The sequence below is a fragment of the Streptococcus cameli genome, assembly GCF_053207365.1.
The window spans coordinates 389,173-415,549 of sequence record NZ_JBRUIM010000001.1; the positions used below are offsets into that span (position 1 = coordinate 389,173).

Annotated in this window: 31 protein-coding genes; 29 read left to right on the forward strand and 2 right to left on the reverse strand. The window is 40.9% G+C overall.

The genetic code is table 11. From position 1 onward, the window contains the following. Together ACVR1I_RS01995 and ACVR1I_RS02000 are read right to left on the reverse strand one after the other, a co-directional pair. Complete coding sequence (locus ACVR1I_RS01995; protein ID WP_447442373.1) at positions 1 to 945, reverse strand: 1-phosphofructokinase family hexose kinase; 945 nt, start codon at positions 943 to 945, stop codon at positions 1 to 3. A 25-nt stretch (positions 946 to 970) separates the two neighbouring features. Further along, complete coding sequence (locus tag ACVR1I_RS02000; RefSeq protein ID WP_447442374.1) at positions 971 to 1,714, reverse strand: DeoR/GlpR family DNA-binding transcription regulator; 744 nt, start codon at positions 1,712 to 1,714, stop codon at positions 971 to 973. 202 nt (positions 1,715 to 1,916) lie between these two features. Here ACVR1I_RS02000 and ACVR1I_RS02005 point away from each other — a divergent pair, with 202 nt between their 5' ends. The 29 genes from ACVR1I_RS02005 (at position 1,917) to smpB (ending at position 26,369) form a co-directional block, all read left to right on the forward strand. After that, the gene (locus ACVR1I_RS02005; protein WP_447442375.1) at positions 1,917 to 2,372 is read left to right on the forward strand and encodes a PTS sugar transporter subunit IIA; all 456 of its coding nucleotides are present in this window, start codon (positions 1,917 to 1,919) and stop codon (positions 2,370 to 2,372) included. A gap of 29 nt (positions 2,373 to 2,401) precedes the next feature. Further along, a complete protein-coding gene (locus ACVR1I_RS02010) occupies positions 2,402 to 2,704 on the forward strand; it encodes a PTS sugar transporter subunit IIB (protein ID WP_447442376.1) in 303 nt (100 codons plus the stop codon). Positions 2,705 to 2,747: 43 nt separating this feature from the next. Then, positions 2,748 to 4,097: a PTS galactitol transporter subunit IIC gene (locus ACVR1I_RS02015; RefSeq protein ID WP_447442377.1), complete on the forward strand. Its 1,350-nt coding sequence runs from the start codon at positions 2,748 to 2,750 to the stop codon at positions 4,095 to 4,097. Further along, complete coding sequence (locus tag ACVR1I_RS02020; protein ID WP_447442378.1) at positions 4,087 to 4,332, forward strand: hypothetical protein; 246 nt, start codon at positions 4,087 to 4,089, stop codon at positions 4,330 to 4,332. The genes ACVR1I_RS02015 and ACVR1I_RS02020 overlap by 11 nt, the downstream gene beginning before the upstream one ends. Beyond that, positions 4,329 to 5,081 (forward strand): class II aldolase/adducin family protein, encoded by a 753-nt coding sequence (locus tag ACVR1I_RS02025; protein ID WP_447442379.1) that lies wholly within the window; start codon positions 4,329 to 4,331, stop codon positions 5,079 to 5,081. Before ACVR1I_RS02020 ends, ACVR1I_RS02025 begins: the two co-directional genes overlap by 4 nt. A 52-nt stretch (positions 5,082 to 5,133) precedes the next feature. Then, a complete protein-coding gene (gene rhaD, locus ACVR1I_RS02030; RefSeq protein ID WP_447442380.1) occupies positions 5,134 to 5,943 on the forward strand; it encodes a rhamnulose-1-phosphate aldolase in 810 nt (269 codons plus the stop codon). 287 nt (positions 5,944 to 6,230) lie between these two features. Beyond that, on the forward strand, positions 6,231 to 7,958 hold the full coding sequence (locus ACVR1I_RS02035) for an ABC transporter ATP-binding protein (RefSeq protein WP_447442381.1): 1,728 nt from the start codon (positions 6,231 to 6,233) through the stop codon (positions 7,956 to 7,958). A 3-nt stretch (positions 7,959 to 7,961) separates the two neighbouring features. Next, positions 7,962 to 9,704: an ABC transporter ATP-binding protein gene (locus ACVR1I_RS02040; RefSeq protein WP_447442382.1), complete on the forward strand. Its 1,743-nt coding sequence runs from the start codon at positions 7,962 to 7,964 to the stop codon at positions 9,702 to 9,704. Positions 9,705 to 9,795: 91 nt separating this feature from the next. Then, positions 9,796 to 10,494 (forward strand): HAD family hydrolase, encoded by a 699-nt coding sequence (locus ACVR1I_RS02045; RefSeq protein WP_447442383.1) that lies wholly within the window; start codon positions 9,796 to 9,798, stop codon positions 10,492 to 10,494. A 114-nt stretch (positions 10,495 to 10,608) separates the two neighbouring features. Then, positions 10,609 to 11,106 carry an rRNA maturation RNase YbeY gene (gene ybeY / locus ACVR1I_RS02050; protein WP_447442384.1) on the forward strand — a complete coding sequence of 166 codons (498 nt, stop codon included), beginning with the start codon at positions 10,609 to 10,611 and terminating at the stop codon, positions 11,104 to 11,106. Continuing rightward, on the forward strand, positions 11,087 to 11,491 hold the full coding sequence (locus ACVR1I_RS02055; RefSeq protein ID WP_447442385.1) for a diacylglycerol kinase family protein: 405 nt from the start codon (positions 11,087 to 11,089) through the stop codon (positions 11,489 to 11,491). Before ybeY ends, ACVR1I_RS02055 begins: the two co-directional genes overlap by 20 nt. Before the next feature lie 80 nt (positions 11,492 to 11,571). Beyond that, positions 11,572 to 12,468: a GTPase Era gene (gene era / locus ACVR1I_RS02060; RefSeq protein WP_447442386.1), complete on the forward strand. Its 897-nt coding sequence runs from the start codon at positions 11,572 to 11,574 to the stop codon at positions 12,466 to 12,468. A gap of 110 nt (positions 12,469 to 12,578) precedes the next feature. After that, entirely contained in the window at positions 12,579 to 13,586 is a 1,008-nt protein-coding gene (locus tag ACVR1I_RS02065) for a LacI family DNA-binding transcriptional regulator (RefSeq protein ID WP_447442387.1), read from the forward strand. Positions 13,587 to 13,695: 109 nt separating this feature from the next. After that, on the forward strand, positions 13,696 to 15,306 hold the full coding sequence (locus ACVR1I_RS02070; protein WP_447442388.1) for a glycoside hydrolase family 13 protein: 1,611 nt from the start codon (positions 13,696 to 13,698) through the stop codon (positions 15,304 to 15,306). A gap of 112 nt (positions 15,307 to 15,418) precedes the next feature. After that, positions 15,419 to 15,895, forward strand: coding sequence for an NUDIX hydrolase (locus ACVR1I_RS02075; protein WP_447442389.1), 477 nt, complete (start codon positions 15,419 to 15,421; stop codon positions 15,893 to 15,895). A gap of 29 nt (positions 15,896 to 15,924) precedes the next feature. Then, entirely contained in the window at positions 15,925 to 16,089 is a 165-nt protein-coding gene (locus ACVR1I_RS02080; protein WP_447442390.1) for a hypothetical protein, read from the forward strand. Between the two features lie 57 nt (positions 16,090 to 16,146). Beyond that, positions 16,147 to 16,602 carry a hypothetical protein gene (locus ACVR1I_RS02085; RefSeq protein ID WP_447442391.1) on the forward strand — a complete coding sequence of 152 codons (456 nt, stop codon included), beginning with the start codon at positions 16,147 to 16,149 and terminating at the stop codon, positions 16,600 to 16,602. A 168-nt stretch (positions 16,603 to 16,770) separates the two neighbouring features. Beyond that, entirely contained in the window at positions 16,771 to 18,162 is a 1,392-nt protein-coding gene (locus ACVR1I_RS02090; RefSeq protein WP_447442392.1) for an ATP-binding cassette domain-containing protein, read from the forward strand. 243 nt (positions 18,163 to 18,405) lie between these two features. Then, positions 18,406 to 19,041, forward strand: coding sequence for a recombinase zinc ribbon domain-containing protein (locus tag ACVR1I_RS02095; RefSeq protein ID WP_447442393.1), 636 nt, complete (start codon positions 18,406 to 18,408; stop codon positions 19,039 to 19,041). 163 nt (positions 19,042 to 19,204) lie between these two features. Next, positions 19,205 to 19,360, forward strand: coding sequence for a hypothetical protein (locus ACVR1I_RS02100; protein ID WP_447442394.1), 156 nt, complete (start codon positions 19,205 to 19,207; stop codon positions 19,358 to 19,360). 136 nt (positions 19,361 to 19,496) lie between these two features. Further along, complete coding sequence (locus ACVR1I_RS02105; RefSeq protein WP_447442395.1) at positions 19,497 to 19,970, forward strand: 8-oxo-dGTP diphosphatase; 474 nt, start codon at positions 19,497 to 19,499, stop codon at positions 19,968 to 19,970. Positions 19,971 to 19,978: 8 nt separating this feature from the next. Further along, positions 19,979 to 20,413, forward strand: a complete 435-nt coding sequence (locus ACVR1I_RS02110) for a GNAT family N-acetyltransferase (protein WP_447442396.1) — start codon at positions 19,979 to 19,981, stop codon at positions 20,411 to 20,413. Between the two features lie 23 nt (positions 20,414 to 20,436). Beyond that, on the forward strand, positions 20,437 to 21,258 hold the full coding sequence (mutM, locus tag ACVR1I_RS02115; RefSeq protein ID WP_447442397.1) for a DNA-formamidopyrimidine glycosylase: 822 nt from the start codon (positions 20,437 to 20,439) through the stop codon (positions 21,256 to 21,258). Then, positions 21,255 to 21,839 (forward strand): dephospho-CoA kinase, encoded by a 585-nt coding sequence (coaE, locus tag ACVR1I_RS02120; protein ID WP_447442398.1) that lies wholly within the window; start codon positions 21,255 to 21,257, stop codon positions 21,837 to 21,839. Before mutM ends, coaE begins: the two co-directional genes overlap by 4 nt. 47 nt (positions 21,840 to 21,886) lie before the next feature. Then, positions 21,887 to 23,125, forward strand: coding sequence for a multidrug efflux MFS transporter (locus tag ACVR1I_RS02125; protein ID WP_447442399.1), 1,239 nt, complete (start codon positions 21,887 to 21,889; stop codon positions 23,123 to 23,125). Then, a complete protein-coding gene (rpmG, locus tag ACVR1I_RS02130; protein WP_082326175.1) occupies positions 23,122 to 23,271 on the forward strand; it encodes a 50S ribosomal protein L33 in 150 nt (49 codons plus the stop codon). The genes ACVR1I_RS02125 and rpmG overlap by 4 nt, the downstream gene beginning before the upstream one ends. A 46-nt stretch (positions 23,272 to 23,317) precedes the next feature. After that, positions 23,318 to 23,551, forward strand: coding sequence for a preprotein translocase subunit SecG (gene secG, locus ACVR1I_RS02135; RefSeq protein ID WP_447442400.1), 234 nt, complete (start codon positions 23,318 to 23,320; stop codon positions 23,549 to 23,551). A 66-nt stretch (positions 23,552 to 23,617) separates the two neighbouring features. Then, on the forward strand, positions 23,618 to 25,939 hold the full coding sequence (rnr, locus tag ACVR1I_RS02140) for a ribonuclease R (RefSeq protein WP_447442401.1): 2,322 nt from the start codon (positions 23,618 to 23,620) through the stop codon (positions 25,937 to 25,939). Further along, positions 25,902 to 26,369, forward strand: coding sequence for an SsrA-binding protein SmpB (smpB, locus tag ACVR1I_RS02145; RefSeq protein WP_447442402.1), 468 nt, complete (start codon positions 25,902 to 25,904; stop codon positions 26,367 to 26,369). The genes rnr and smpB overlap by 38 nt, the downstream gene beginning before the upstream one ends. Positions 26,370 to 26,377: the final 8 nt, after the last annotated feature.

Genomic DNA, 26,377 nt, shown 5'->3' on the forward strand with positions numbered 1-26,377 from the left:
TTAAACTTTTTTAATGATAACTTTTGTAATTAAATCCTTGACAATATTTCTGGGTGCGACACCAACACCATCTTCCATAGCATTGGCGGTCCCACTAGCGATAGCATAACGAATAATACTTTCATCATCCATATTGTGTTTAAATGCATATATTGCACCAGCAACCGTTGAATCTCCAGATCCTGTCGGATTGACTAGATTAATTTTAGGAGCTGTGACATCGTATAATTGACCATTAAATTGGGCGACGGCCCCCTGTTCACCACATGAAACTAATGTATATGGAATGGGAGAAGGGTTTTCTATTAGATAATTGATAACCTCATTTTTGGTAGAAATATGTAAACCGGTTAGTTGACAAAATTCTTCCATATTTGGCTTGATGAAATCAGGGTAGTATTTTGATTCGTTTACGATTTTTCGTAATGCATGTTGGGAAAAATCAGCCAATATTTTTGTTTGAGAGTCTGTGTTATGTCTTAAAAATGCAATGAGTTCATTATAGAAATATTCATTAGATGAGCGTACAGATCCGTTTAACGAAATTATTTTAATATTTTTTTCTTTGACTGTGGTCAATATTGAGTTAAAAATTTCATGTTTCAATTGTTCATTTACTTCTGGGCCTGCTTCAACAATTTCGGTATGCATTCCATCATTGTGCATAATGGTGATAGAGTGTCGTGTATTTCCAGAACTCGGAATAAATAACTTCTCAAAAGGTTCCTTTATAAGATGTTGTTTGAAAAAGTCTCCAGATAAACCTCCTACAAGGGAAAGTGTTGTTGCGTTTTCACCAATACAAGAGAGTGCACGTGCGCAATTGATTCCTTTTCCGGCGGCCATAATTTTAGAATTATTAAAGCGATTATGAGCTCCCAGAGTGAATTTTTTTTCAAAATAAAGTAAATCAATTGATGGATTTAAAGTGACGATCAATACCATATTTTTTTCCTTTCAGATAATGGGGTTAATTGATAATATTTGTATATTGTTCATAATGTTTCTTTATAGAGGAATCTAATTTATTATCTGAGATGATAGCATCTACTTGGTTTAATTTACCGTATATATAAGAGTCGCTCTGCCCAAATTTTGAATGATCGGCTACTAAATAAACCATTTTGGATTGTTCGATAACAGTTGATTGTAAGCGGCCACTAAATGGAGAAAAAGTTGTTAAGTTTTCATCGATTAAACCATTTGTAGCTAAGAATGCATAGTCAATGGAAAAATCGCGAACGAGTCTTTCTGCGTGTTGGCCATGAAATTCTTCTGTTTTGGATACGAATTCGCCACCTGTTAACAAAACATTTTTAAATTGATTTTCAATGAGCCAATTAAATGTAAAGAGACTATTTGTGATGATATGTTTATGATCTTTCTGTAAATGTTTTGCTAGAGCAAGAATGGTTGTTCCTGCATCTAAATAGATAACACTATTAGGAGTGATTAAAGTAGCTGCTTTTTCTGCAATGTAATCTTTTTCTTTAGAAAAGAGATGTCGCTTCTCATCTGTTGTCTTTATTTTTACCATCAATTTACGAACTCCGCCGTGTTCTTTAATCACGGCGTTTTCTTTTTCTAATTCTGCAACATCTCTACGGACAGTCATTGTAGAAACATTAAGGGTATTAGCAAGTTCTTGATAGGAGACGACATCGAGCTGTTCAACCATTTTTAATATTTCTTTTTTTCTATTTGTCTTTAACAAAAGTTTTCTCCCTTCAACAGTATTGATATTATAATGATACCATAAACACAAACAAAATAAACATTAAAAACACCAACAAAAAATATCATTTTTAACAGTGAAAGCGTTGACAATTAACAAAAAAACATTTATAATCACATTATAACAAAAAATAACAAAAAACAACAAAATAAACAACATTTTTTAACAAAAGGAGTTGACCATGTATAAAACAATGTTACATTCGGATTTAATTCGTTTAAATTGCAACGCTCAAAATTATCAAGATTTATTTGAACAAATTGGAAAGGAGTTGTTGGAAAAAAACTATGTTTCAGAACAATATGTTGAATCATTGTTAAAAAGAGAAGAACGATTTCCGACAGGATTAAAGACAAAGTTTTTAAATATTGCTCTTCCACATACAGATCCAGAGGTAATCTTAGAACCATTTATCTTTGTTGTTAAAAATAGAAATCCTATAAGAATGTTGCAAATGGGTGATAATTCAGAAACAATATGTCAGCATTTTCTATTTCTAGGAATCAAAGATCCAAAAGGGCAAGTAGGGTTATTGTCTAAACTGATGGAAATGTTTTATCAAGAAGAATTTGTAAAAGAATTTGCAGCTATTGATACAGAATCTGAAATGTATCATGTACTCAATCAACAATTATAAAAAGCCAATAAATGAAAAGGAGAATAAAAATGGCAAGAAAATTAATCGTAGCATGTGGTAGTGGAGTTGCAACAAGTACAACTATTGCTGAAAAAATAAAATCTCGCTTTGAAGACGATCGCATTGATTATCCTGTAGAAGCAGTAGATTATAAATCAATTTTGAATGAGTTGCCTCAAGCGTCAATCTATGTATATATTGCTATGCCTGAACAAGAAGTACTAGATGAAGCAGCTCGTTTGGGTGTGGATGTTTATCCTGGAGTTCCCTTCTTGACAGGTATGGGGGCAGATGATGTCTACGAGCAAATTGTAGAGTCAACTAACAAATAAATTAATATTAAATTTCATTTCATTTTTTAAAGGAGATAAGATAATGGAAATCTTTCAAAATGTAATTCAATGGATTTTGGATTTAGGATCTGCAATTTTTGTACCATTAATTATATTGGTGCTAGGTTTATTAGTCGGAATGAACCTAAAAAAGGCTTTTATATCAGCTATTACACTGGGTGTTGCTTTTACAGGAATGGGCATGATTATTGGGTTCATGTCTAATGCAGTATCTCCTGCGTCAGAAGCATTGGCTTTAAATACAGGTATTTCTCTTCCTGCTCTTGATTTAGGATGGACAGGTGCAGCAAGTATTGTTTGGTCTTGGGGTTATGCATTTACATTCTTTGTTGTCCAAATTATTATTAATATCATCATGCTTAGTTTCAATTGGACGAAGACATTGAATGTTGACATGTGGAACGTCTGGGGTAAAGCTTTGACTGGTTACCTTGTCTATTATGTAAGTGGTCATCTATGGGCAGGTTTCTTAGTTGCAGCTCTTCAAGTAGTGTTGGAGTTGAAACTGGGGGACATGTTCCAGAAACATATTGAAGATTTGACTGGTATTCCATTGGTAACAGTAACTCACTGTATGAACTTATCTGCAGTATTCATGTTGCCTGTCAATAAATTGATGGATAAAATTCCATTCTTAAACAAAAAAGCAGACACTAATGCGTTACGTAAGAAATTAGGGATTTTCTCTGAAAATTCTGTAATGGGCTTTATTATTGGAGTTTTGTTAGGTTTCGCTGGTGCGTATTCTGTTTCTCAATCATTAAACTTAGGTATTCAAGTGGCAACTGCGATGGCACTATTCCCAATGGTAAGTAAATTGTTTATGCAAGCTCTTTCACCATTAGCAGATTCCATGAGTGAATTTATGAAAAAACGATTCAATGACCGTGAAGTCTTTATTGGAATGGACTGGCCACTTCTTGCTGGACGTTCTGAAGTATGGGTGACATTGATTTTGATGGTGCCATTCTTTATTGGTTATTCTTTGATTTTGCCTGGAAACACTGTTCTTCCTATCGCTGGTGTACTTAATTACTCTATTGCAGTTGGTGGTTTGCTCCTAACAGGTGGTAACCTGGCTCGTATGATGATTTTAGGTTTAATCTATCTTCCATTGTACTTATATAGTGCTACTTATTTTGCTCCAATCTTAACTGGGTTAGCAAATTCAACTGGCGCTGTTGATGTCGAAAAAGGAAAATTGATTACATGGTCAACATTAGAAGCTCCAGAATTGCGCATCCTGTTTGCTGAAACATTTAATGGTAATTTCTTAGCAATCGGAGGGGCGGTATTATTCTTATTATTGTTTGTGTGGCTATATAAAACAATGATTCATCAAGAAGTACCGTCAAAACGTTATGAAAACTAAAAAAACTCTATGGTTAACTCTACTGTTTCTTGCGTTGATATTATTCTTGTTAGGACTCAATACAGGTAATTACTTTTATAACTTATTAGCGATTATCTTTAGTTTTATTGTATATCAAAAAGGTTATCAAGATTTATTTAAAGAATACGATGATCAACAAAAGGAAAAAAGAGAGACAGCTGAGAAAATATATAATGCCTTACGTGAAGGAAAGAAAAAAGGTGACAATAAATGACTAGTGGAAAAATTTTATTTGAACAAGAAAGACGAGCTATGGCAGAAGCTATTGAGTTAACTTTCTATAGAAAGAATACCAATACAGCAGGTGGGAATTTCTCATTTAAGACAACAGATGCTTCTGGGAAAGAATATATTATTATGACTCCATCTATGATGTCAGAAACATATCATGGTAAGGTAAGTGCTGCTCAGGTATTGGTTTTAGATCTTGAAACACAAGAAGTTGTTGCTGGAGAAGGCAAACCAACACGTGAAATTAATTTACACTTTGCATGTTATGAGACAAATCCTGATATCAAGTGTGTCTTTCATGCCCATGCACCTAACGCAATGTTTTGGGCTACGAGTCATTTAGATATGCCAAATTTATCAGAAGCGACTCAAAAAGTGGAGTATATTAAGGTCTTAGATTTTGCACCAAATACAACGCCTGAGTTAGCAGAGATTGTCCGTCAAGAATTGCTGTCATCTGGTAATAAACTTCCGAAAGAATATTTATTAGATAGCCATGGAATTCTAGTTTTAACTCCTGGTGCTGACGGTGAGGAAGCATTGAATAAAGCATTACAAATCATTGATACAGTTGAATGGAATGCTGAAATTGCTTACAAACAAACAATTTTCCAAAAATTAGGCATTTTAGATGGTTATTATTCTAAAGGTCAAAAGATTGGTGATATTGATGATTTAATCAATCATCGTCCTATTTGGAATCAAGAGAAAAAAGACGAAGGTTTTGAATAAAGCTGATTGATGGGGATAGGGAAACTATCCTCTCTTTTTGGAGGAAATAATAATGAAAACCAGTTTTGAAAACTCTCCTATTATGGCTGAGTTATGTGAATTAACATACGATATGTGGAATAAGGGATGGGATGAATACAATGGAGGAAATGTGAGTTGTATTTTGACAGCAAGTGATTTAGAATATTTAAATCTAGATTCCTGTATTAAAAATGTGATTGTAGAAAACATACCTAACAATATGATAGGGAAATATGTATTAATAACAGCTTCTGGAAGTCACTTTAGAACTCTCAAAAATCATACTAGTAGAGATACAGGGGTTATTTTTGTAACGCAAGATGGTTATAATGTAATATGGGGGTTTGAAGGTAATAAACGTCCAACAAGTGAATTTTATATGCATCTTTTGGCCCATTCACAAAGATTAGAAATTGATCCGGATCATAGAGTAGTTGTACATAATCATGCTCCGAATGCAACCGCATTTTCATTGGTTTCTAAGCATGATGATAAATCGTATACGTTACCTTTATGGAGAGTCCTAACGGAAAGCATAGTTGTTTTTCCAGATGGTGTTGGTATCTTACCATGGGAATTACCTGGTACTTTAGAAATTGCTCTTAATTCAATTGAAAAGTTAAAAGAATGCCGAATTGTGGTTTGGGCTTTTCATGGGATTCTTGCAACTGGAAAAGATTTTCAGGATTGCTTTGGTCTGATTGAAACTGTTGATAAAGCTGCCCAAATTCATTTACAAACTATGAATATAAAAAATTATGAAGGTTTAAGCGACCAAGATTTGTATGCTGTATGTCAAGTTTTGAAAGTAAACCCTCGTAAGGGATTCTTGGATATATAAAGAAATAAGTAAAAAAAATCACAAACTTTTCTTGACATTGCCCATTATTCTGTTAGAATGAATAGGTATAAGAACGAATTTAGAAAGAAAGGAGTAGCATCATGAACAAGACACAAGAGTTCAATTCATTGTATTTTCCATTACTCCTTTGGCAGACCGTTTCCTAATTAGGAATCTGTTTCTTTTTGTGGACTTGAGGGTCTCAGATGGAGTAATTCTATCTGGGCCTTTTTGTGTTTAAAAAAGGGGAAATAGGGTAATTGATGTGTCAATAAAGGAGAGAGAAAATGATAGGAATTGTAATTGAATACGTTAAAAAACACAAATGGGTGTATCTACTGGTGGCTCTTGCCTTGGTTGTTTACGATGCAACCTTGGTCATCCCAACCAAGGTTGTCCAAGGTTTGGTAGATGCCATGGCGACACAGTCACTGACAGAGAAGACCCTGTGGACCAATATTCTTGTATTGGTAGTGGCGACTGTCTTAAACTATGTGACGGCTTATATCTGGCACCTCAAATTGTTCCAGCAATCCACTCAGTTTAAATTTGATATGCAAGAACGTGCCTTTCACAAGTTGGTCACCATGCGAACGGCCTTTTATGAAAAATTTCGCTCAGGGGATATGATGACCCGTTTTTCAACTGACGTGGAAACCATGGAGCAAATGGTTGGCTATGGTCTCATGATTGTTCTGTATGCGGGTGGTATGATTGCCTTTGTCATCCCCGTTATGTTTTTGATTTCATGGGAGATCAGTCTCTTGGGAATGCTGCCGATTGCGGTGATGACCTATGGGACCTACAAGATTTCACAACCTTTAGAAGAAAAAATTGATGAGGCGCGGGAGTCTGTCTCGGATTTGAGCAATGAAGTCCTTGAGACTATCGAAGGGATTCGGGTAACCAGGGCATACAGCCAAAAACAGCACCAAGAAGCAAAATTTCAGGGAAAAACCTTGGACTTGGCTAAAAAATGGAATAAAATTGGTAACTACCGGGCCCTCTATATGCCACTATACAGTGTCATGTTGGGGTTGAGCACAATCACCATTATTGGATCGGGTGTCTATTTTATGCAAAAAGGGCAGATTAGTTTGGGGCAGGTGGTGGCTCTCCAGCTCTATGTTGTGTCCTTGATTGAGCCCTTCTCTATGTTATCTGACTTTATTTTGGTTTACCAAGCTGGAAAAAACTCTTTTGGTAAACTGCAAGAATTGATTGAAGCTGGGGACGATATGGAAGAAGATGGTGATCTTGAGGCTGGATCCTTGTTGGATTTGGAATTGACGGATTATAGCTTCACCTACCCAGCGGCTCAAAAGCCTAGTTTGTCAGGAATCGGTTTGCAGTTAAAAGCAGGGCAGACATTGGGGATTGTTGGCAAGACGGGATCTGGAAAAACAACCCTTGTCCGCCAATTGATTCGCCAGTACCCAACTGGTTCTGGGGAGTTTCGTTTGAATGGGCAACCTATCAGTGGCTTTTCTAGAAAAACAGTAGAAGACTTGATTGGGTACGTTCCGCAAGAACACATTTTGTTTTCCCGCTCGGTACAAGAGAATATTGCCATGGGCGGTGATCAGGCTTCTGATGAGGCCATTTTAGAGGCCATCGGGACAGCTGCCTTCACAGATGACATCAACCGAATGTCGGATGGCTTATCCACCATGATTGGCGAAAGAGGAGTGTCCATTTCAGGTGGTCAAAAACAACGGATTTCGATTGCCCGGGCCTTTTTGAAAAATCCAGACCTGTTGATACTCGATGACTCGCTCTCAGCAGTGGATGCACGAACTGAGCAGGCCATCATTTCCAATATCCAAGAAGAACGGGCTGGAAAAACAACGATTATCGTCAGCCATCGCCTATCTGCTGTGCAACACGCGGATTGGGTCATTGTGCTGGATGAAGGCCGTATTATTGAAGAAGGAACACCGGAAAACCTATTAGCCAACAAAGGTTGGTACTATGAACAATACCAACGCCAACAAGCACAAGGAGAGGAGGAATAGCAGATGAAAACCATGATACAATTGATCAAAGAAATCCGTCATGCTTGGACCTTCTTTGTGGCAGGCTTACTTCTTTTGCTACTGGCGACTGCAGGTGCCCAATTGGCTCCGCTTGTCTTGCAGGGAATCATTGATAACCAGCTGACAGCTGTCTCAAAAGGGATGCCCTTTGACCAATTAGTTTTTTTGAAAGAATTGGGACTCTACATTGGTTTACTGGCCTTAGCTGGTAGCTTTCGATATGGCTCTTTTCGTGTCTTGATTGCTTGTTCCAATCGGGTTACCCAGACCCTAAGAAACCGGGCTTATCAGGTCATGCAACGGTTACCGATTTCTTATTTTGACGACAAGCCAGCTGGAAAAATTGCGACCCGAATCGTCAACGATTCAGAGACGCTTCGCAATCAGTTTTACAATACCCTCTTATCCCAAGTCTTTATCACCTTGGTGCAGGTTATCTTTATCTATGCCATTTTGATGAGTTTGGACTTGGTTGTTGGGGCAAGTTTACTTGTGTTGGTACCAATTTTCTTTGGGCTCCAAATCATCTACAAACGCTTGACGGATCAACCCATGAAGGATTATTACGATGCCAGAAGCGAGGTCAATACCCAGGTCAATGAAACCATGAATGGTTCCACCATTATCCAGCTCTTTCATCAGGAAGAAGCCGTTCTCAAACAATTTTATCAAGTTGCTCACAAAATGATGGCAGCAGATAAGCGGATTGTATTGGTGGATTCCGCCGCTTCATGGACCTTGACCGAACTATTGAAATACCTGGTTATCTCAGGGATTTTGACCGTGATTGGCTACCAATTTTTAGGGCAAGAAGCTGGGATTACTGCTGGACGCTTGTTCTTGTATATTAACTATGTGACGACCCTGTTTGATTTGCTGGGCATGTTGGTGCGTCAATTGCCCAATATCCAACGCTCTTTGACCACTGGAAAACGGTTGATGGAGCTCTTGACAGAAATGCCTGAGGACGACAGCGAAGCGGTTTTACAGGTCACAGATGGAGTTGTTGATTTTTCACAGGTGCGTTTTTCCTATGATGGCAAGCAAGATGTTCTAAAAGACATTTCCTTTCATGCTGATAAGGGAGAAACCATTGCCTTGGTTGGACATACCGGGTCTGGAAAATCTTCCATTATGAACCTGCTTTTCCGATTTTATGATCCACAAGAAGGGACCATTTCCATTGATGGTCAAAACATTCGCCACTTTTCTCGGGAGAGTGTCCGGGCCCAGATGGGGATTGTCTTACAGGATCCCTATCTCTTTACGGGAACCATTGCGACCAATGTGACCATGGACAACGCTGCGTTTTCTGATGAGGATATCAAAGAAGCCCTTTACAAGGTTGGCGCAAAGGATATGCTAGACCGTTTGGATAAGGGGATTCACGAGCCAGTTGTGGAGAAAGGAGCTGCCTTCTCAAGTGGCGAACGGCAACTGATTGCCTTTGCCCGAACCTTGATTGCCAATCCTAAAATTTTGATTTTGGACGAGGCGACCTCCCACATTGATACGGAGACAGAAGAAATCATTCAAAATGCCATGGAAGTGGTGAAAGAAGGGCGTACCAGCTTTATCATCGCCCACCGCCTATCGACCATTCAAAACGCAGACCAAATCCTCGTCTTGGACGCAGGTCGCATTGTGGAGCGAGGCAATCACGCCAGCCTCATGGCTCTAGATGGTCACTATGCACAAATGCACAAAATCCAGCAGAAAGTGTAGGAGGACTCCTGATAGTTATCAGGAGTTTTTTACTTGCACTTGTGTTAGGCTAGTAGCTGAGGTAAATCGAATTTTATGCTACAATAGGGTCATGAAAGCACTAATTTTTGATGTGGATGATACACTCTATGATCAGGTATTGCCATTTGAGCGGGCCATTAAAGATCTTGTTACTCTAAGAGACGAGGACCTTGTTCCTCTATACAAACAGTTTCGCCATTATTCAGATTTATCCTTTGAGGACTCTGTCTCGGGGAAGCTCAGCATGAGGGATATGCACCTCTACCGTATGAAAACAGCTCTGGCTGACTTTGGCTATACAGTTTCAGACGAAGAGGCCTTATCCATTCAAGACCAATATGCAAGCTACCAAGAACAACTAGTTTTGGTAGATGGAGCCAAAGCGGTCTTTGACTGGTGCCAGCAAGCTGGTATTGACTTGGGGATTATTACCAATGGACCTCACCTGCACCAGTTAAATAAGGTCAAATCCTTGCAGGTGGAAGAATGGATAGCGTCGGACAAGATTATTATCTCAGGAGAGGTCGGCATGACCAAGCCAAATCCAGCCATTTTCCAACTCTTGGAAGAACGTCTAGGGATGGCATCAGAAGAGATTTGCTATGTCGGTGATTCCTTTGAAAATGACATTGTTGGTGCAAAAGGTGCAGGTTGGCAGGCTGTTTGGCTCAACCATCGACACCGTCAACCGAGTGAGCCAGGTATTGTTGCGGACGCTGTTTTGGACAACATGAACCAACTGCTTAGCTGGCTAAAAGAAAAGGTGTAGGGGTAAGTTCGGTATTTCTGCTTCTTTGTGATATAATAGAAGTGAAAATTTGGACAGAAAGAAAAGTAGTAGGATACGAGACAATCCCTCTAACTACTGTATTGGAAGAGAGCCATGTATGTAGAAATGATAGACGAAACTGGTCTGGTTTCAGAAGACATCAAGCAACAGACCCTAGAACTCTTGCAATTTGCCTCAGAAAAATTAGGCAAGCAAAACAAGGAGATGGCTGTGACCTATGTTTCCAACGAGCGTAGCCATGAACTCAATTTAGAATACCGTGACACTGACCGTCCGACAGACGTTATCAGTTTGGAATACAAACCCGAAATGCCTCTCCAGTTTGAGGAAGAGGATTTAGAGGACAATCCAGAGTTAGCCGAAATGATGGAAGAGTTCGACAGCTACATTGGTGAGCTTTTTATTTCGATTGATAAGGCCAAGGAACAAGCAGCAGACTATGGCCATTCCTTTGAGAGAGAAATGGGATTCTTAGCGGTACACGGCTTCTTGCATATCAATGGCTATGACCATTATACGCCAGAAGAAGAAGCGGAAATGTTTGGACTACAGGAAGAGATATTGACAGCTTATGGACTCACACGACACTAATTCAAAACGGAAATGGAAAAACCGTGACTTGGTAGCCAGTATGGAATTTGCCATCACGGGCTTGTTCACTGCTTTTAAAGAAGAGCGAAACATGAAAAAACACGCAGTTTCAGCCATTTTAGTTGTCTTAATGGGGCTGATTTTTCGTGTGTCTGCGACAGAGTGGCTCTTTCTACTCCTAGCAGTTTCCTTGGTCATTGCCTTTGAAATCGTCAATTCGGCTATTGAAAGTGTGGTCGATTTAGCCAGTGGTTACCATTTTTCCATATTGGCTAAAAATGCCAAAGACATGGCAGCAGGTGCAGTGCTTTTTGTTTCAGGTTATGCAGTTGCAACAGGGGCCATTATTTTCTTACCAAAAATTTGGAAACTCTTTTTTCCATAAATGAATCAATGAAAGGAATAGCTTGACAAGACCAGAAATGGAAAACTTCCATTTTCTGTGGTATCAAGCCAATAAAATCTATGTTTAAATCAGGCTTCGTAGCCATTTTAGGTCGACCAAATGTCGGCAAGTCTACTTTTTTGAATTATGTGATGGGGCAAAAAATCGCCATCATGAGTGATAAGGCGCAAACCACCCGTAATAAAATCATGGGGATTTACACGACGGAAACCGAGCAAATTGTCTTCATCGACACTCCTGGTATCCACAAACCCAAGACAGCTCTTGGAGATTTCATGGTTGAATCTGCCTATTCAACCCTTCGCGAGGTAGACACGGTCCTCTTTATGGTGCCGGCAGATGAAGCCCGTGGAAAAGGGGATGACATGATCATTGAGCGATTAAAAAAAGCCAATGTTCCTGTTATTCTCGTCATCAATAAGATTGATAAGGTTCACCCAGACCAACTCCTGGAGCAGATTGATGATTTCCGTAACCAGATGGATTTCAAGGAGATTGTTCCAATTTCTGCTACACAAGGAAACAATGTCAATCGCCTAATGGAGATTCTGAAAGAGAATCTAGAAGAAGGTTTTCAGTACTTCCCAGCTGATCAAATCACAGATCACCCTGAGCGGTTCTTGGTCTCTGAAATGATTCGTGAGAAGGTGCTTCATTTGACCAAGCAAGAAGTACCCCATTCCATCGCCGTTATGATTGATGAGATGAAACGGGATGAGGAGACAGACAAGGTCCGGATTCGGGCCACCATTATGGTCGAGCGTGACAGCCAAAAAGGGATTGTCATCGGCAAACAAGGTGCCATGTTGAAAAAAATTGGCTCCATGGCTCGTCGCGATATTGAACTAATGCTGGGTGACAAGGTCTATTTGGAGACCTGGGTTAAGGTCAAGAAAAATTGGCGAGACAAGAAATTGGATTTAGCTGATTTTGGCTACAATAAAAAGGAATATTAATTGGAGAAAAGAGAGTAAAAAGCACTCTCTTTTTTTTTGAAAACGGTTGACAATTGATTGAAAAATGTGGTATATTGAGAAAGGTAAACGTTTAAGTAAAGGAGGAGAATATGGTTGCAACAATAAAGGATATCGCACGCGAAACGGGCGTATCGACGGCAACGGTTTCCCGTGTCTTAAACAATCTAGGTGGTTACAGCAGTGCTGTCGAAGAAAAAGTTTTATCTGTAGCCAAGGCCCTTCACTACCATAAAAATGAAAATGCCAGAAGTTTGGTCCAAAAAAACTCCAAAACGATTGGGATTATACTGCCACATGTGACAACCTCTTTCTATGAAAAGATTGTCAAGGGGATTGAGGACCAAGCCTACCAAAACAACTACAGTGTTATCATCACCCATGCGGGTATCGATGGCGATCGGGCTCTGGAAAGTATCCAGCTCATGGCAGAACGTCGAGTAGATGGAGTGATTATCTTTTCAATGCCGATAGAAAAGGAGAATGCGCAAAACTTATTGCAATTAGGGATTCCAGTTCTCTTGATTGCTACAGAAGCTCCTGAATCCGGTTTACCCCATTTGAAGGTCGATGATTATGCGGCCTCCTATGCAGCAGTTGATTACCTCATTTCAGAAGGCCATACTCGCATTGCCTATATTGGGGCTAGTCCCATTGACCGCATTGCTGGCCAACCGCGGATAAAAGGCTATCGAGACGCTCTTCATAACCACGCCTTGGTCGAAGAAGTCGGTGATTTTCAAGCAGGGGACTTCAGTTTTGAATCAGGTCAACAGGCTATGGAGGAATTGTTAACCATCCAGTCTAATGTGACAGCCATTGCCTGTGCCAGTGACGAGGTTGCCATGGGTGCTTTATCGGTTTGTTACAAACACCACATTCGGATTCCGGAAGATTTGTCTATTATGGGTTACGATGATTCCGGCATTGCCAGTATGGCGACACCCCCATTGACGACAGTAGCCCAACCCTTTTATGAAATGGGGCAAGAAGGTTGTCAGGCGATTATTGAATCCATCGAATCAGATAAGGTTATGGTATCCCGCTTGATTCCTTTTGAAATTATTAAAAGGGAATCCATTAAGAAAAAAGAAAAATAAATTTTTTTAAGGGTTACGTAAACGTTTAACTAAATGAGAAACTATTTTGAAGTGATTTAAAAGAGATCATTTTGAAACTAATATTTTGAATACAAAAAGGAGATAAAACATGCAAAAACATTGGTGGCACAAAGCGACGATTTACCAGATTTATCCAAAATCCTACATGGATAGTAATGGAGATGGGATTGGTGATTTAAAAGGGATTACCAGCAAACTGGATTATCTGGAGAAACTGGGGATCACAGCTATCTGGCTGTCTCCTGTATACCAGTCTCCGATGGACGACAACGGCTATGATATTTCAGATTACGAAGATATTGCGGACATCTTTGGTAACATGGCAGACATGGAAGAATTACTCAACGAGGCCAATGCGCGTGGTATCAAGATTGTCATGGACTTGGTTGTCAACCATACTTCTGATGAGCATGCCTGGTTTGTAGAAGCCCGGGATGTGCCCAATAGTCCAAAACGTGATTATTATATCTGGCGGGACCAACCCAATAACTTGACCTCTGCCTTTAGTGGCTCTGCCTGGGAATACGATGAGGCTTCTGGTCAGTATTACCTCCATCTCTTTAGTAAAAAACAACCCGATTTGAACTGGGAAAATGAAGAAGTGCGTCAAAAAGTCTACGACATGATGAATTTCTGGATTGACAAGGGAATCGGTGGTTTCCGTATGGACGTTATTGATTTGATTGGGAAATTGCCGGATCAAGAAATCACAGGTAACGGTCCAAAACTGCATGATTATTTGAAGGAAATGAATCAAGCGACCTTTGGCAATCACGATTTGTTAACAGTTGGGGAAACATGGGGAGCGACACCGGATATTGCCAAGCAATACTCCAATCCTGACAACCAAGAATTGTCCATGGTCTTCCAATTTGAACACATTGGCTTGCAACACAAACCCGATGCTCCAAAATGGGAATTTGAGGAAGAATTGGACGTTCCAAAACTCAAAGAGATCTTTGCGAAATGGCAGACGGAATTGGGATTGGGTCAAGGCTGGAATTCGCTTTTCTGGGACAACCACGATTTGCCAAGAGCCCTCTCCAACTGGGGCGATAGCGGGGAATACCGTGTCAAATCAGCCAAAGCTCTAGCCATTGTACTTCATTTGATGCGGGGAACACCCTATATCTATCAAGGTGATGAGATTGGCATGATCAATTACCCATTCAAGGACTTGTCCGATGTACAGGATATTGAATCCCTTAACTACGCCAAGGAAGCCCTTGAGAACGGCAAAACCATGGCAGCAGTCATGGACAGCATTCGAATGATTGGCCGAGACAATGCCAGAACACCGATGCAGTGGGATGCGACCGAGCACGGTGGCTTTACAACAGGAACACCGTGGCTGCAAAGCAATCCAAGTTACAAGACCATTAACGTAGAGGCGGCTCTGGCTGATCCGGATTCCATCTTTTATACCTACCAAAAACTAGTGGCCCTTCGTAAAGAGCAGGATTGGTTGGTAGATGCAGACTTTGAACTGGTGGATACAGCAGATAAGGTGGTAGCCTATAAACGCATAGCACCAGATGCAACCTACTTAGTAGTCATGAACTTCTCCGTTCAGGTCCAAGAATTCGATGTGGTTGTTGCTGCGGCTGAAACAGTGATTAGCAATACAGATGAGGCAAAAGCAATAACTGACAAGAAGTTGCAACCATGGGATGCCTTTTGTGTGAAACTGAAGAATTAAGTTGAAGGCTATTAACAGCCCAGTTACTCCTTCGTGGCCAATTGGGTTTTTCGATTTTAAGTCCCTGCCTATCTTTAAATATGATATAATAATTCTAAGTGAAGGAGTTATGATGACTGAAGATTATATTTCTTACATCCGTTCAAAGGTCGGGCATGACAAGATTTTGCTCAATTTTGCAGGCGGTGTCTTAGCAGATCGAGATGGCAAGCTATTACTTCAAAGACGCAGTGATAAAGGTTCCTGGGGACTTCCGGGAGGTGCCATGGAGCTCGGTGAGAGTTCGGTTTACGCCTGTGAACGGGAATTTTACGAAGAGACAGGTATTCGCGTCAAGGCTAAGCGTCTGCTCAATGTTTACACCAAGGACGTGTCCTCGTATCCCAATGGCGATGTGGCTCAGACGGTTGTTATTCTCTACGAAGTTGAAGCGACTGAAGCCTATGACATTGTAGGTTTTCACAATGCTGAAACGCTAGAAGTACGGTTTTTCTCCCAAGAAGAGATTGTTCACTTGGAACCAGTTTTTGACAAGCATCGGCTCATGATTTCAGAGTATTTTGCGGATAGCTATGCCTTGGGAAATTAAGTTGTTATTATTTTTTTAAGGAGGTCTTTATGATCCTTTTAAGTAATGAGCGTTTGCGGGTTGAGATTGCAGAGCCTGGTGAGCGCCCAAATGATACCTTACGTTTTGATCGCGCAGGCTTCATTTCTGATGTGACGCTAGATGGGGATACCCATTTTGGGGCCAATGAACCCATGAACCTGCGGCATTTGTAGTCGGGTGGCAGGGGCCTGTGTTGTGAGTTTAGCGGCGATTTTGCTACTGGTGTCGCTGTGGGGGAATATTTTCCCAAACTGGGTGTTGGGCTCATTAAGCAGGACGCAGAGCTGGGTTACCAATTTGCCTACAAATACCAAGAAGTCACCCCATACCCCGTCACCTATGAAGCGACAGCCACGAGTGTGACCTTTCAGACAGCAGCGGTTCCCTGTCAAGGGATTGCGGCAGAAAGCACCAAGACGATTCGCATCGAGGACAACACACTGATTCTTGAGGCGAGCTTGACCAATGTGGGGGATAAGACCATCACGACAGAAGAATATTGCCACAATTTCCTTAGTATTGATGGTATGGCCATTTCACCGGACTACCGCTTGGAATTGTCAGATATGCCTGATCTTGGTTATGAAGGCCTTGAAGGCTTTGGTGGTTATGACCACAATAACTTTGTGGCAGACGGTAAGGCCATTGCCTTTAACAAGGTAGGATTTTTTCTATATTGGATATAGTGATTCAAATCTCTATTCCATTGGGAACAGTTATCTATGGTATTTTATTTGATTATTTCTCTTTTGTTTCAACATTCTTAATTTCGGGAGTGTTAATAATTATTTTTGTAATAATGATTCAAAAGACCATTTTAAGAGACGAACAATTGAAATGAGGGGATGAAGGTAATGAAAACTATTTTACAAGTCAACAATCTAACCGTCCAAAATGAAAAAGGAATTTTGTTTGAGGTTCCTGATTTTAAAATTACAGAAGGAGAAAAAATTGGTTTTATTGGTGAGAATGGAATAGGTAAGACGACATTTTTTTCTCAGTTATTCACTCAAGAGTGCTCTAATATAAAAATAGCGACATCAATTGGATATTTAGAACAATTATTGGATTTTAATAATTTAAGTGGCGGACAACAGGAGAGATTACAGTTGGAAAATATCCTATTTTCTGATGATGAATTAATTCTTCTTGATGAACCTACAACCAATCTTGATGCAGAGAATATTGAATGGTTAACTAATATGGTTAGCTTTATAAATAAAACAGTTCTGATGATTTCACATGATAGAGAGTTTCTTGATCGAACAGCTGACCGAATAATTTTTGTGGAAAATGGAAAATTGCAGAATTTTTATGGAACTTATTCAGAGTTTCAAATTTGGGAAGAACATAAAATAGAAAAGCAGCTAGCTCAATATAAACAGGATATCAAAAAGAAAAAACAACTTGAGAAAGCTTTGAGGGAAAAGAAAGAGAAAGCAGATAAATTATTAAAGAAAAAGAAAAGCGTGTCACAATCCGAATGGAAGATGCGATCGTATGTTGGTGACTATGAAGGTAAGGCTAAATCGCTAGCAAAAAGTGCTAAGAGTATGGAGAGTCGCTTATTAAGGGAAGATGTTACCACTCAGCCACAAAGACGTAAGCAATTGACAATTAGGGTCCCTGAAACGTTATCAATGAAGAAGGGAAAATCGCTAATTAGAATAGGGGACAGTAGTTACAAGAATTCTAATAATATTGCTTTAAAGATAAAAAACTTTAGTGTCAAGGCAGGGGATAAAATTTCTTTAGAGGGAAAAAATGGAGCAGGTAAAACTCAATTTCTTGAACTACTCTGTTCAATTAAAGACTTTATCTCTAGGGAGGATTACATATGTGATAATCTATCTATCGGATATTTTAAACAATCTTTAAACCTATTTGATGAGGAAGCCGAGTTGCTAAAAACATTATTACAGGAGTCCGAACAAGATAATCAAATTGTATTCGATACATTAGCTAGTTTAGGTTTTAGAAATGATGAAATGAAACGAACATATGGCCATCTAAGCGGTGGTCAGAAAGTCAAGTCGAACTTAGCTAAAATATTATTAGGAAATTATAATCTTTTACTCCTTGATGAGCCTAATAACTACTTAGATATTGTAGCTACGGTAGCCTTGGAGAATTTTTTGAAGCGTTATGATGGAACATTTATTCTAGTTACACATGATAAGAGGCTTAGAGAGTCAGTGTGTGACAAACAAATTACAGTCGATTCATTGGAGATATGTTCTCAGTGAGAAAGTTGAAAAATATTGGTAACTTGCATACGGAGTTAGATAAAACCAGTTAAGAATACTCAATTCTGGATTGAAGAAAAAGTCTATTTTAGATTACTTTCTTCAATCTTTTTTAATTCACAGAGCATATTCAAAACATTGTTATACTGTCGTTTTAAATGGTTTAGTTATATATAGTAGAAAACTATAAATTCGTGATTCTTCTTTCCCTTTTGACAGACGTCTACTTTTATTCCTAGCATTTTGAATAGCTATCCTTCTCTACCAGAATCAGAGTGGGAGCGAATTGAGAATAATCACGAAGCGATTATTTCGGCAGAACTATTTGAACAAGTTGCTCGATTAAAAACTAAGAAGGTTATTCAGAAAAAACACTCTCAGCCTCCTAAAATTCCTAGTATTTTGACAGGCCTGATTCGTTGCGACCATTGTGACCATTGTGACCATTCTTTAATTGGACATTACAATCATCAAGGTTACCAATATTTTTCCTGTCGCTATTGTAAAGGACAAGGAGAAAAAATGAAGTCCTGCCGAGTAGATAGGATTGAACAATCAATCAAGGAGAAGCTTGGACAAGAAGTGGTTAATCCCCGTCAAATTGCTTCTAAGACTAGATTGCTTAGAGAAATTGAACGGTTGAAGAAACAAAAACTATCCTGTTACCAAGATTACAAGGATAACCTGGTGACCAGGAAAGAATACATTACAAAGAAAATGGACATCGACGAATCTGTTAATAATTTAGAAGAACAGCTGAACGAAGCTAATAAAGTTCAGTTGTTGACTAAGGATAAGTTAACCAAAGAAATTGTTTGCACTCACATTGAAAAAGTAGTCGTTGACTGCCTCGGATTTTTTACAGTTATCTATAGATAGTTGAAGAGGAGACTTGAATCGTATCAAGTCTCTTTCTTGATAGGTTGTTTTGTGATATAATTAGTCAGAAATCAAGTAAATAAATAGTGTCCTATCAACCGAAGGACATTCAGCCAAGGGCACCTTTACTTGGACACTCCTTCACAAGGGGGCTAAGGCAAGTGTGACGGGCGTAGACACTGTCGAGCCAACTAGCCTGCTCTTATGGGCGACGGATCATATTGTCAGTCCTGAAATCATTCAAACCATTACGATAGCCCCTGGCGAAACCCACTCTTGGCGTCGCCAGTGGACCTTTGAAGCAGAGCCACGGTGGTAAGGGGAATGATAAGGAACTTTTGAAAGTCATCATTTGATGGCTTTTTTTGGTATAATAGAGAATATGAAAAAAGCGAGCCCCCGATAGGTATGTATCCCTAGGAATGTCATAGAATAGAAGGTAAAGAGGAGAACTTATGTCCCGCGATTCACAAGTGATTTTAACCAATATGTGTCTAGTCGAAAATGACCAAGGCCAATTTGTCATGCAGATCAGAAGCCCAGAGCGTTACGCTTGGGATGGGGCTGCTTTGCCTGGCGGACACGTCGAGGAAAAGGAAAGCCTTCACGCCTCGGTGGTGCGAGAAATCTTTGAGGAGACAGGCTTGACCATATCCAACCCCAAGTTAGTCGGCGTCAAGCATTTTCATACCCGTGGAGACGGCATTCGCTACCTGGTCTTTCTCTATCGGACTGCTGAGTTTACAGGGGAGATTCAGTCGTCTGAAGAAGGAGAAATCGTCTGGGTCAGCCAAGAAGACATTGCATCTGGTAAGGTAGAGCTAGCGGATTCGATGGGGGATATCTTAGACTTTTACTTTAAGGAAGAGGCTTCAGAGCTCTTCTATGTACGTGATGAAAATGACATCTTGCAACGGATTTTTTTCTAGGAGAGAGCATGAAGCAAGAGCAGATAGTGCTAGTCAGAGAACAGGATATTGAAATCTGGGCTGAATTAGCCGCTACAATCTGGCAGACTAGTTCGTCAGAATTGATAGAGCAGTTTCATTCTGGGGAATTTCTATATGAGTTTCTCTATTGGGAAAAGGATAGAGCAGTCGCCTTTATCAGTCTGTCTATCAGGCAGGACTACGTCGAGGGAGCGACTCAAAAACCTGTAGCTTATTTGGAAGGTATCGGTGTTTTAGAAGTTAGTCAAAGGCGAGGAATCGCTGGGGAATTAGTCGAATTTGCTCGGAAATGGACCAAGGAGCAAGGCTTGACACAACTCGCCTCTAATTGTGATGTCTCAAACACCATTAGTCAAGAGGTCCATCAGGCCTTGGGGTTTCAAGAAGTGAGCCGGACGGTGAACTATATTTTAGATTGTTGAATGATTAAAAAGAAAGGAATCCTATGCCAGAATTACCAGAAGTAGAAACCGTTCGACGCGGTTTGGAGCGTCTTGTAGTTGGAAAGAAAATCGTGGCAGCAGAGGTGCGCGTGCCCCGCATGGTGTCGCCTGAGCCCGAAGCTTTTGTATTGACAGTAGCTGGCCAAACCATTCAAGCCATCAGACGGCGGGGCAAGTACCTGATTTTTGAGCTGGACGAGTGCCTCATGATTTCCCACTTACGGATGGAAGGCAAGTACTTGCTGTTTGAGGATATGGTCCCAGACAACAAGCATTTCCATGCCTTATTTCAGTTGGATACTGGGGAAACCTTGGTCTATCAAGATGTCCGCAAATTTGGGACCTTGGAATTGATTGCTAAGTCAGACGAAGAGGCTTTCTTTGTTCAAAAGAAAATCGGTCCCGAACCAACCGAGCAGGCTTTTAAGCTGAGACCGTTTGAGACAGCTCTGCTATCTTCCCAAAAGAAAATCAAGCCCTACCTCCTAGAGCAAAGTCTGGTAGCTGGTCTGGGCAATATCTATGTCGATGAGGTTTTGTGGGCAGCCAAGGTCCATCCAGAGCGAGTAGCTAGTACCCTTAAGAAAGCGCAAATCAAACGCCTGCACGATGAGACGATACGGATTTTGCAGTTGGGTATTGAAAAGCGGGGATCGACCATAAGGACCTACCGCAATGCCTTGGGTGAGGATGGGACTATGCAGGATTTTCTTATGGTCTATGGCAAGACTGACCAGCCTTGTGCACGTTGTGGTCGCGCCATTCAAAAAATCAAAGTAGGAGGACGGGGGAGTCATTTCTGCCCACGGTGTCAAAAAGCATGAGTCAAATCATTGGAGTAACAGGTGGGATCGCCTCTGGCAAAACAACCGTAACGGCCTATCTAAGAGAAAAGGGCTATGTGGTGATCGATGCAGACCAAGTGGTCCATGAATTACAAGCAAAGGGCGGTCGCCTTTATCAAGCCTTGGTAGAATGGTTAGGAACGTCTATTTTGCAAGAAGACGGGGAACTTAATCGTCCGGTCTTGTCAGACTTAATTTTTTCCAGTCCTGAAAACATGGCCACATCTGCTCAGCTTCAAAACGGGATTATCCGGCAGGAATTGCTGGAGCGTAAGGAGAAAACAGCGAAAACAGAAGAGGTCTTTTTCATGGATATCCCTCTCCTTTTTGAATTGGAGTTTGAGGATTGGTTTGATGCGGTTTGGTTGGTTTATATCTCCCCAGAAACCCAGTTGAACCGCCTGATGAAGCGCAATCAATTAAGTAAGGAAGAGGCTCGATTGCGGATTTCCAAGCAAGCATCCCTGGAAGAGAAAAAAAACAAGGCGGACATTGTGCTCGATAATACAGGAACAAGGGAATGTCTTTACCAGCAAATAGATAAACTACTGAAAAAATAAGCCTAGTCAAGGGTTGGTACCCTTGGCTTTTCTGAATTTATGGTATAATGGTCAGAGTATTTCAGAAAGAAGATGATCTTATCAAACAAGAAATAAATTGGGAACAAAACTTGCGCGTTGCCTGGTTGGGAAATTTTTTGACAGGAGCTAGTTTTTCCCTTGTTATGCCTTTTATGTCACTTTATATCGAAGAATTAGGGGCTAAGGGAAATCAAATTGAATTTTATTCTGGATTGGCTATTTCCTGTACTGCTCTAGCAGCAGCTGTCATGTCTCCTGTCTGGGGAAACCTGGCAGACCGATATGGCAATAAGCCAATGATGGTTCGAGCGGCGGCTTGCATGCTCTTTACTATGGGTGGCCTTGCCTTTGTACCAAACGTTACCTGGCTCTTGGTGTTACGGATTTTAACAGGTATTTTTGCGGGCTATATTGCCAACTCAACGGCCCTTGTTGCCAGTCAGGTGCCCCATCACAAGGCTGGATATGCCTTGGGGACCTTATCGACAGGCTTGGTGGCTGGTAATCTGATGGGGCCGCTATTAGGTGGTTACTTAGCAGATTTGTTTGGCATGCGCAATGTCTTTTTAATTGTCGCTGCCTTGCTCTTTGTTTTGACCTTGTTGACCATTTTCTTGGTCAAGGAAGACTTTGTCCCAGTAGAAGCAGGTCAGGAAGTTCCGATGACTGCGATTTGGTCACAGATAAAAGACCGCCAAATTCTCTTAGGACTCTTTATTACCAGTATGATGATTCAATTGTCTGCCCAATCCATTATTCCCATTTTAACCCTTTATATCCGTCACCTTGGCCAGACCAGCAATCTGATGTTTGTGGCGGGGTTGATTACGTCTGCTATGGGAATTTCTTCAATTGCTAGTTCTGGTTTTTTAGGAAAAATTGGGGATCGGATTGGCAATCACCGTTTGTTGATCATGGCTTTGTTTTATAGCTTTATCATGTACTGGCTCTGTGCCCAAGCAAAGATCCCTCTGCAACTCGGGATCCTACGTTTCTTTTATGGATTTGGAACGGGTGCCCTCTTGCCATCGGTCAATTCCTTGTTGACCAAGATTACCCCTAAAGAAGGATTGGCCCGCATCTTTTCCTACAACCAAACCTTTACCTATCTAGGTAGTGTCTTAGGTCCCATGTTGGGATCAAGTATAGCCGCTTATTATGGCTATCGGTGGGTGTTTTATGTGACTGCGGCGCTGGTCTTTGCCAACCTCATTTGGTCCATCATCAATTTTAGAAAGTATTTGAAGGTGAAAGAAATCGCGTGAGAGTCAAAATCAATCTGCAATGTTCGGAGTGTGGTAGTAAAAATTACCTAACCAGTAAGAATAGTAAGACCCATCCACAGAAAATAGAGGTCTTAAAATACTGCCCCAAGGAAAGAAAAGTAACCCTACATATTGAAACCAAATAAAAAATATGGTATACTGTTTTGAGTTACCAAAGGAAGTGAAAGAAAAATGTATCAAGCACTATTAACCATTCTCTTAGTTTTATCTGTTATCATTGTTGCAATTATCTTTATGCAACCAGCCAAAAACCAATCAAGTAATGTCTTTGACACTGGTCAAGCAGCACTTTTTGAACGTTCAAAAGCTCGTGGATTTGAAGCGGTGATGCAACGTTTGACAGCCATCCTGGTTTTCTTGTGGATGCTGATTGCACTTGGTTTAGTGATTATCTCAAGTAAATAACAGAAAGCTGGGACTGGTTACGGTCCCCTTTTTTTGTCAGCAAATACAGAAATATAGAAGGAAAACATGAAAAACGAAATAAAAGAATTATTAGAAGAAACTGGCCCTCAAACCATGGACCAGTTAGCAGAGGCAATGGGCCGCAGCAAGGCCAAAGATTTTGTCTCATTGGTGAAAGTCATCTCCACAATGGAGAGCAAAAAAGAATTGGTTTTTACCAAGAATGGAAAAATCGGCCTTCCTGTTAAGAAAAGCCACAAAGCCCTTACCATTAAGGGAGTCTTCAGAGCCCATAAAAATGGCTTTGGTTTTGTCACCGTAGCTGAAGAAGAAGATGACCTTTTTGTCGGTCGCAATGATGTCGGTTATGCCATTGAGGGAGATACTGTTGAAGTCATCGTGAAAAAAGTGGGGGATCCACTAAACGGAACAGCCGCTGAAGTCAAGGTTATCGATGTCTTGGAACGTTCCTTGAAAACAGCAGTTGGTCTCCTCATTTTAGACGATGAAAAACCCAAGTATGCCGGCTACATCAAGTCCAAAAACCAAAAAATCAGCCAACGCATTTATGTCAAGAAGTCTCCATTGGTCGTAGATGGAACTGAAATCATCAAGGTAGACATTGAAAAATACCCCTGTAAAAAACACGATTATTTTATCGCTAGCTTGCGGGAAGTCATTGGCCACAAGGACGATGCGGGTATCGATGTGTTAGAGGTCTTGGAGTCTATGGACATCGTCTCTGAATTTCCAGAGGATGTTCTGGCAGAAGCAAATCGGGTACCAGAAGAGCCAACTGCAGCCGATATGGAAGGGCGCTTGGATCTTCGAGAAGAAATCACCTTTACTATTGATGGAGCAGATGCCAAGGACTTGGATGACGCGGTTCATATCAAACGTTTGGACAATGGCCATATTGAACTAGGGGTGCATATTGCGGATGTTTCCTACTATGTCCGAGAAGGCAGTGCCCTTGACCGTGAAGCACTCAATCGTGGAACATCTGTCTATGTGACAGACCGTGTGGTACCGATGTTGCCTGAACGCTTGTCAAACGGGATTTGCTCTCTCAATCCCAATGTCAACCGACTGACCCAATCGGCCATTATGGAGATTGACAAAAATGGCCGGGTTGTCAAGTCCTTTATCGGCCAAACCGTTATCAAAACAACTTTTCGTATGACTTACTCAGATGTCAATGATATGCTGGCGGGGGACGAAGAAAAGTTAGCAACCTTTAAAGAAATCGCTCCGAGCGTCGCTCTCATGGCGGAGCTTCACAGTATCTTAGAGCAAATGCGGATTGACCGTGGTGCCCTGAATTTTGACACCAGCGAAGCCAAAATTATTGTCAATAAAGAAGGTCTACCAGTGGACATCGTCTTGCGCCAACGCGGTATTGCAGAGCGGATGATTGAGTCCTTTATGTTGGCGGCTAACGAGACTGTTGCGGAATACTTTGCCAAAAAAGAATTGCCCTTCATTTACCGGATCCACGAGGAGCCAAAATCAGAGAAGTTACAAAAATTCATCGATTATGCCAGCACTTTTGGCCTTCCGATTTACGGAACAGCTAGCTCGATCCAACCAGAAGCCTTGCAGGAATTGATGGCGCGTGTCAAAGACGAACCCTTTGCGGATGTCTTGAGCATGATGTTGTTGCGTTCCATGCAGCAGGCTCGCTATTCCGAGCACAACCATGGCCATTATGGCTTGGGAGCAACCTACTATACCCACTTCACGAGTCCAATACGTCGTTATCCAGACTTATTGGTCCACCGCATGGTCAGAGAATACAGCCAGCTGACAGAGGAGACCATTTCTCATTTTGAATCGGTTATCCCAGATATTGCCAAACAAACGTCTAGTTTGGAACGCAGAGCCATCGATGCAGAACGGGAAGTTGAGGCCATGAAGAAAGCCGAATTCATGCAGGAACATGTTGGCGAAGAATTCGATGGTGTGGTTTCAAGCGTTGTCAAATTTGGTCTCTTTGTGGAATTGGCCAACACGGTTGAGGGATTGATTCATATCACCAATTTACCAGAGTTCTTCCATTTCAATGAGCGGACGCTCAGTCTTCATGGGGAAAAATCTGGTTTGGTCTTCCGTGTGGGACAGCCAATTCGGATTCGTTTGACCAAGGCGGATAAGATGACCGGTGAAATTGATTTTGCCCATGTTTCGTCAGATATGGACCTAATTGAAAAAGCACCAAAAGATAAGAAAAAACGACCAAGTCGCAGCCGCAAACCAGGAGCTGCACAAATGGTTGATAAGAAAAAATCCACTGGAAAATCCGATAAGAAAAAGAAATTTTTCAAGGACGTAGCCAAAAAAGGAGGAAAACATGGCAAAGGGCGAAGGACAAGTCGTCGCACAAAATAAAAAAGCACGTCATGATTACACGATTGTAGATACGATTGAGGCAGGTATTGTCCTCACAGGCACCGAGATTAAATCGGTCCGAGCGGCTAGAATCAACTTGAAGGATGGTTTTGCCCAAATTAAGAAAGGCGAAGCCTGGTTGGTCAATGTCCACATAGCCCCTTATGAAGAGGGCAATATCTGGAATGCAGATCCTACACGAACCAGAAAGCTCTTGCTGCGTAAAAAGCAAATTGCCCAGTTAGAAGGTGAAGTCAAGGGAACAGGCATGACCTTGGTGCCCCTAAAAGTCTATATCAAGGACGGTTTTGCCAAGGTCTTGATTGGCCTTGCAAAAGGGAAGCACGATTACGATAAAAGGGAGTCGATCAAACGACGGGAACAAGACCGTGATTTGAGACGGACTATGAAAGCCATCAACAGTCGCTAAGGAGAAGA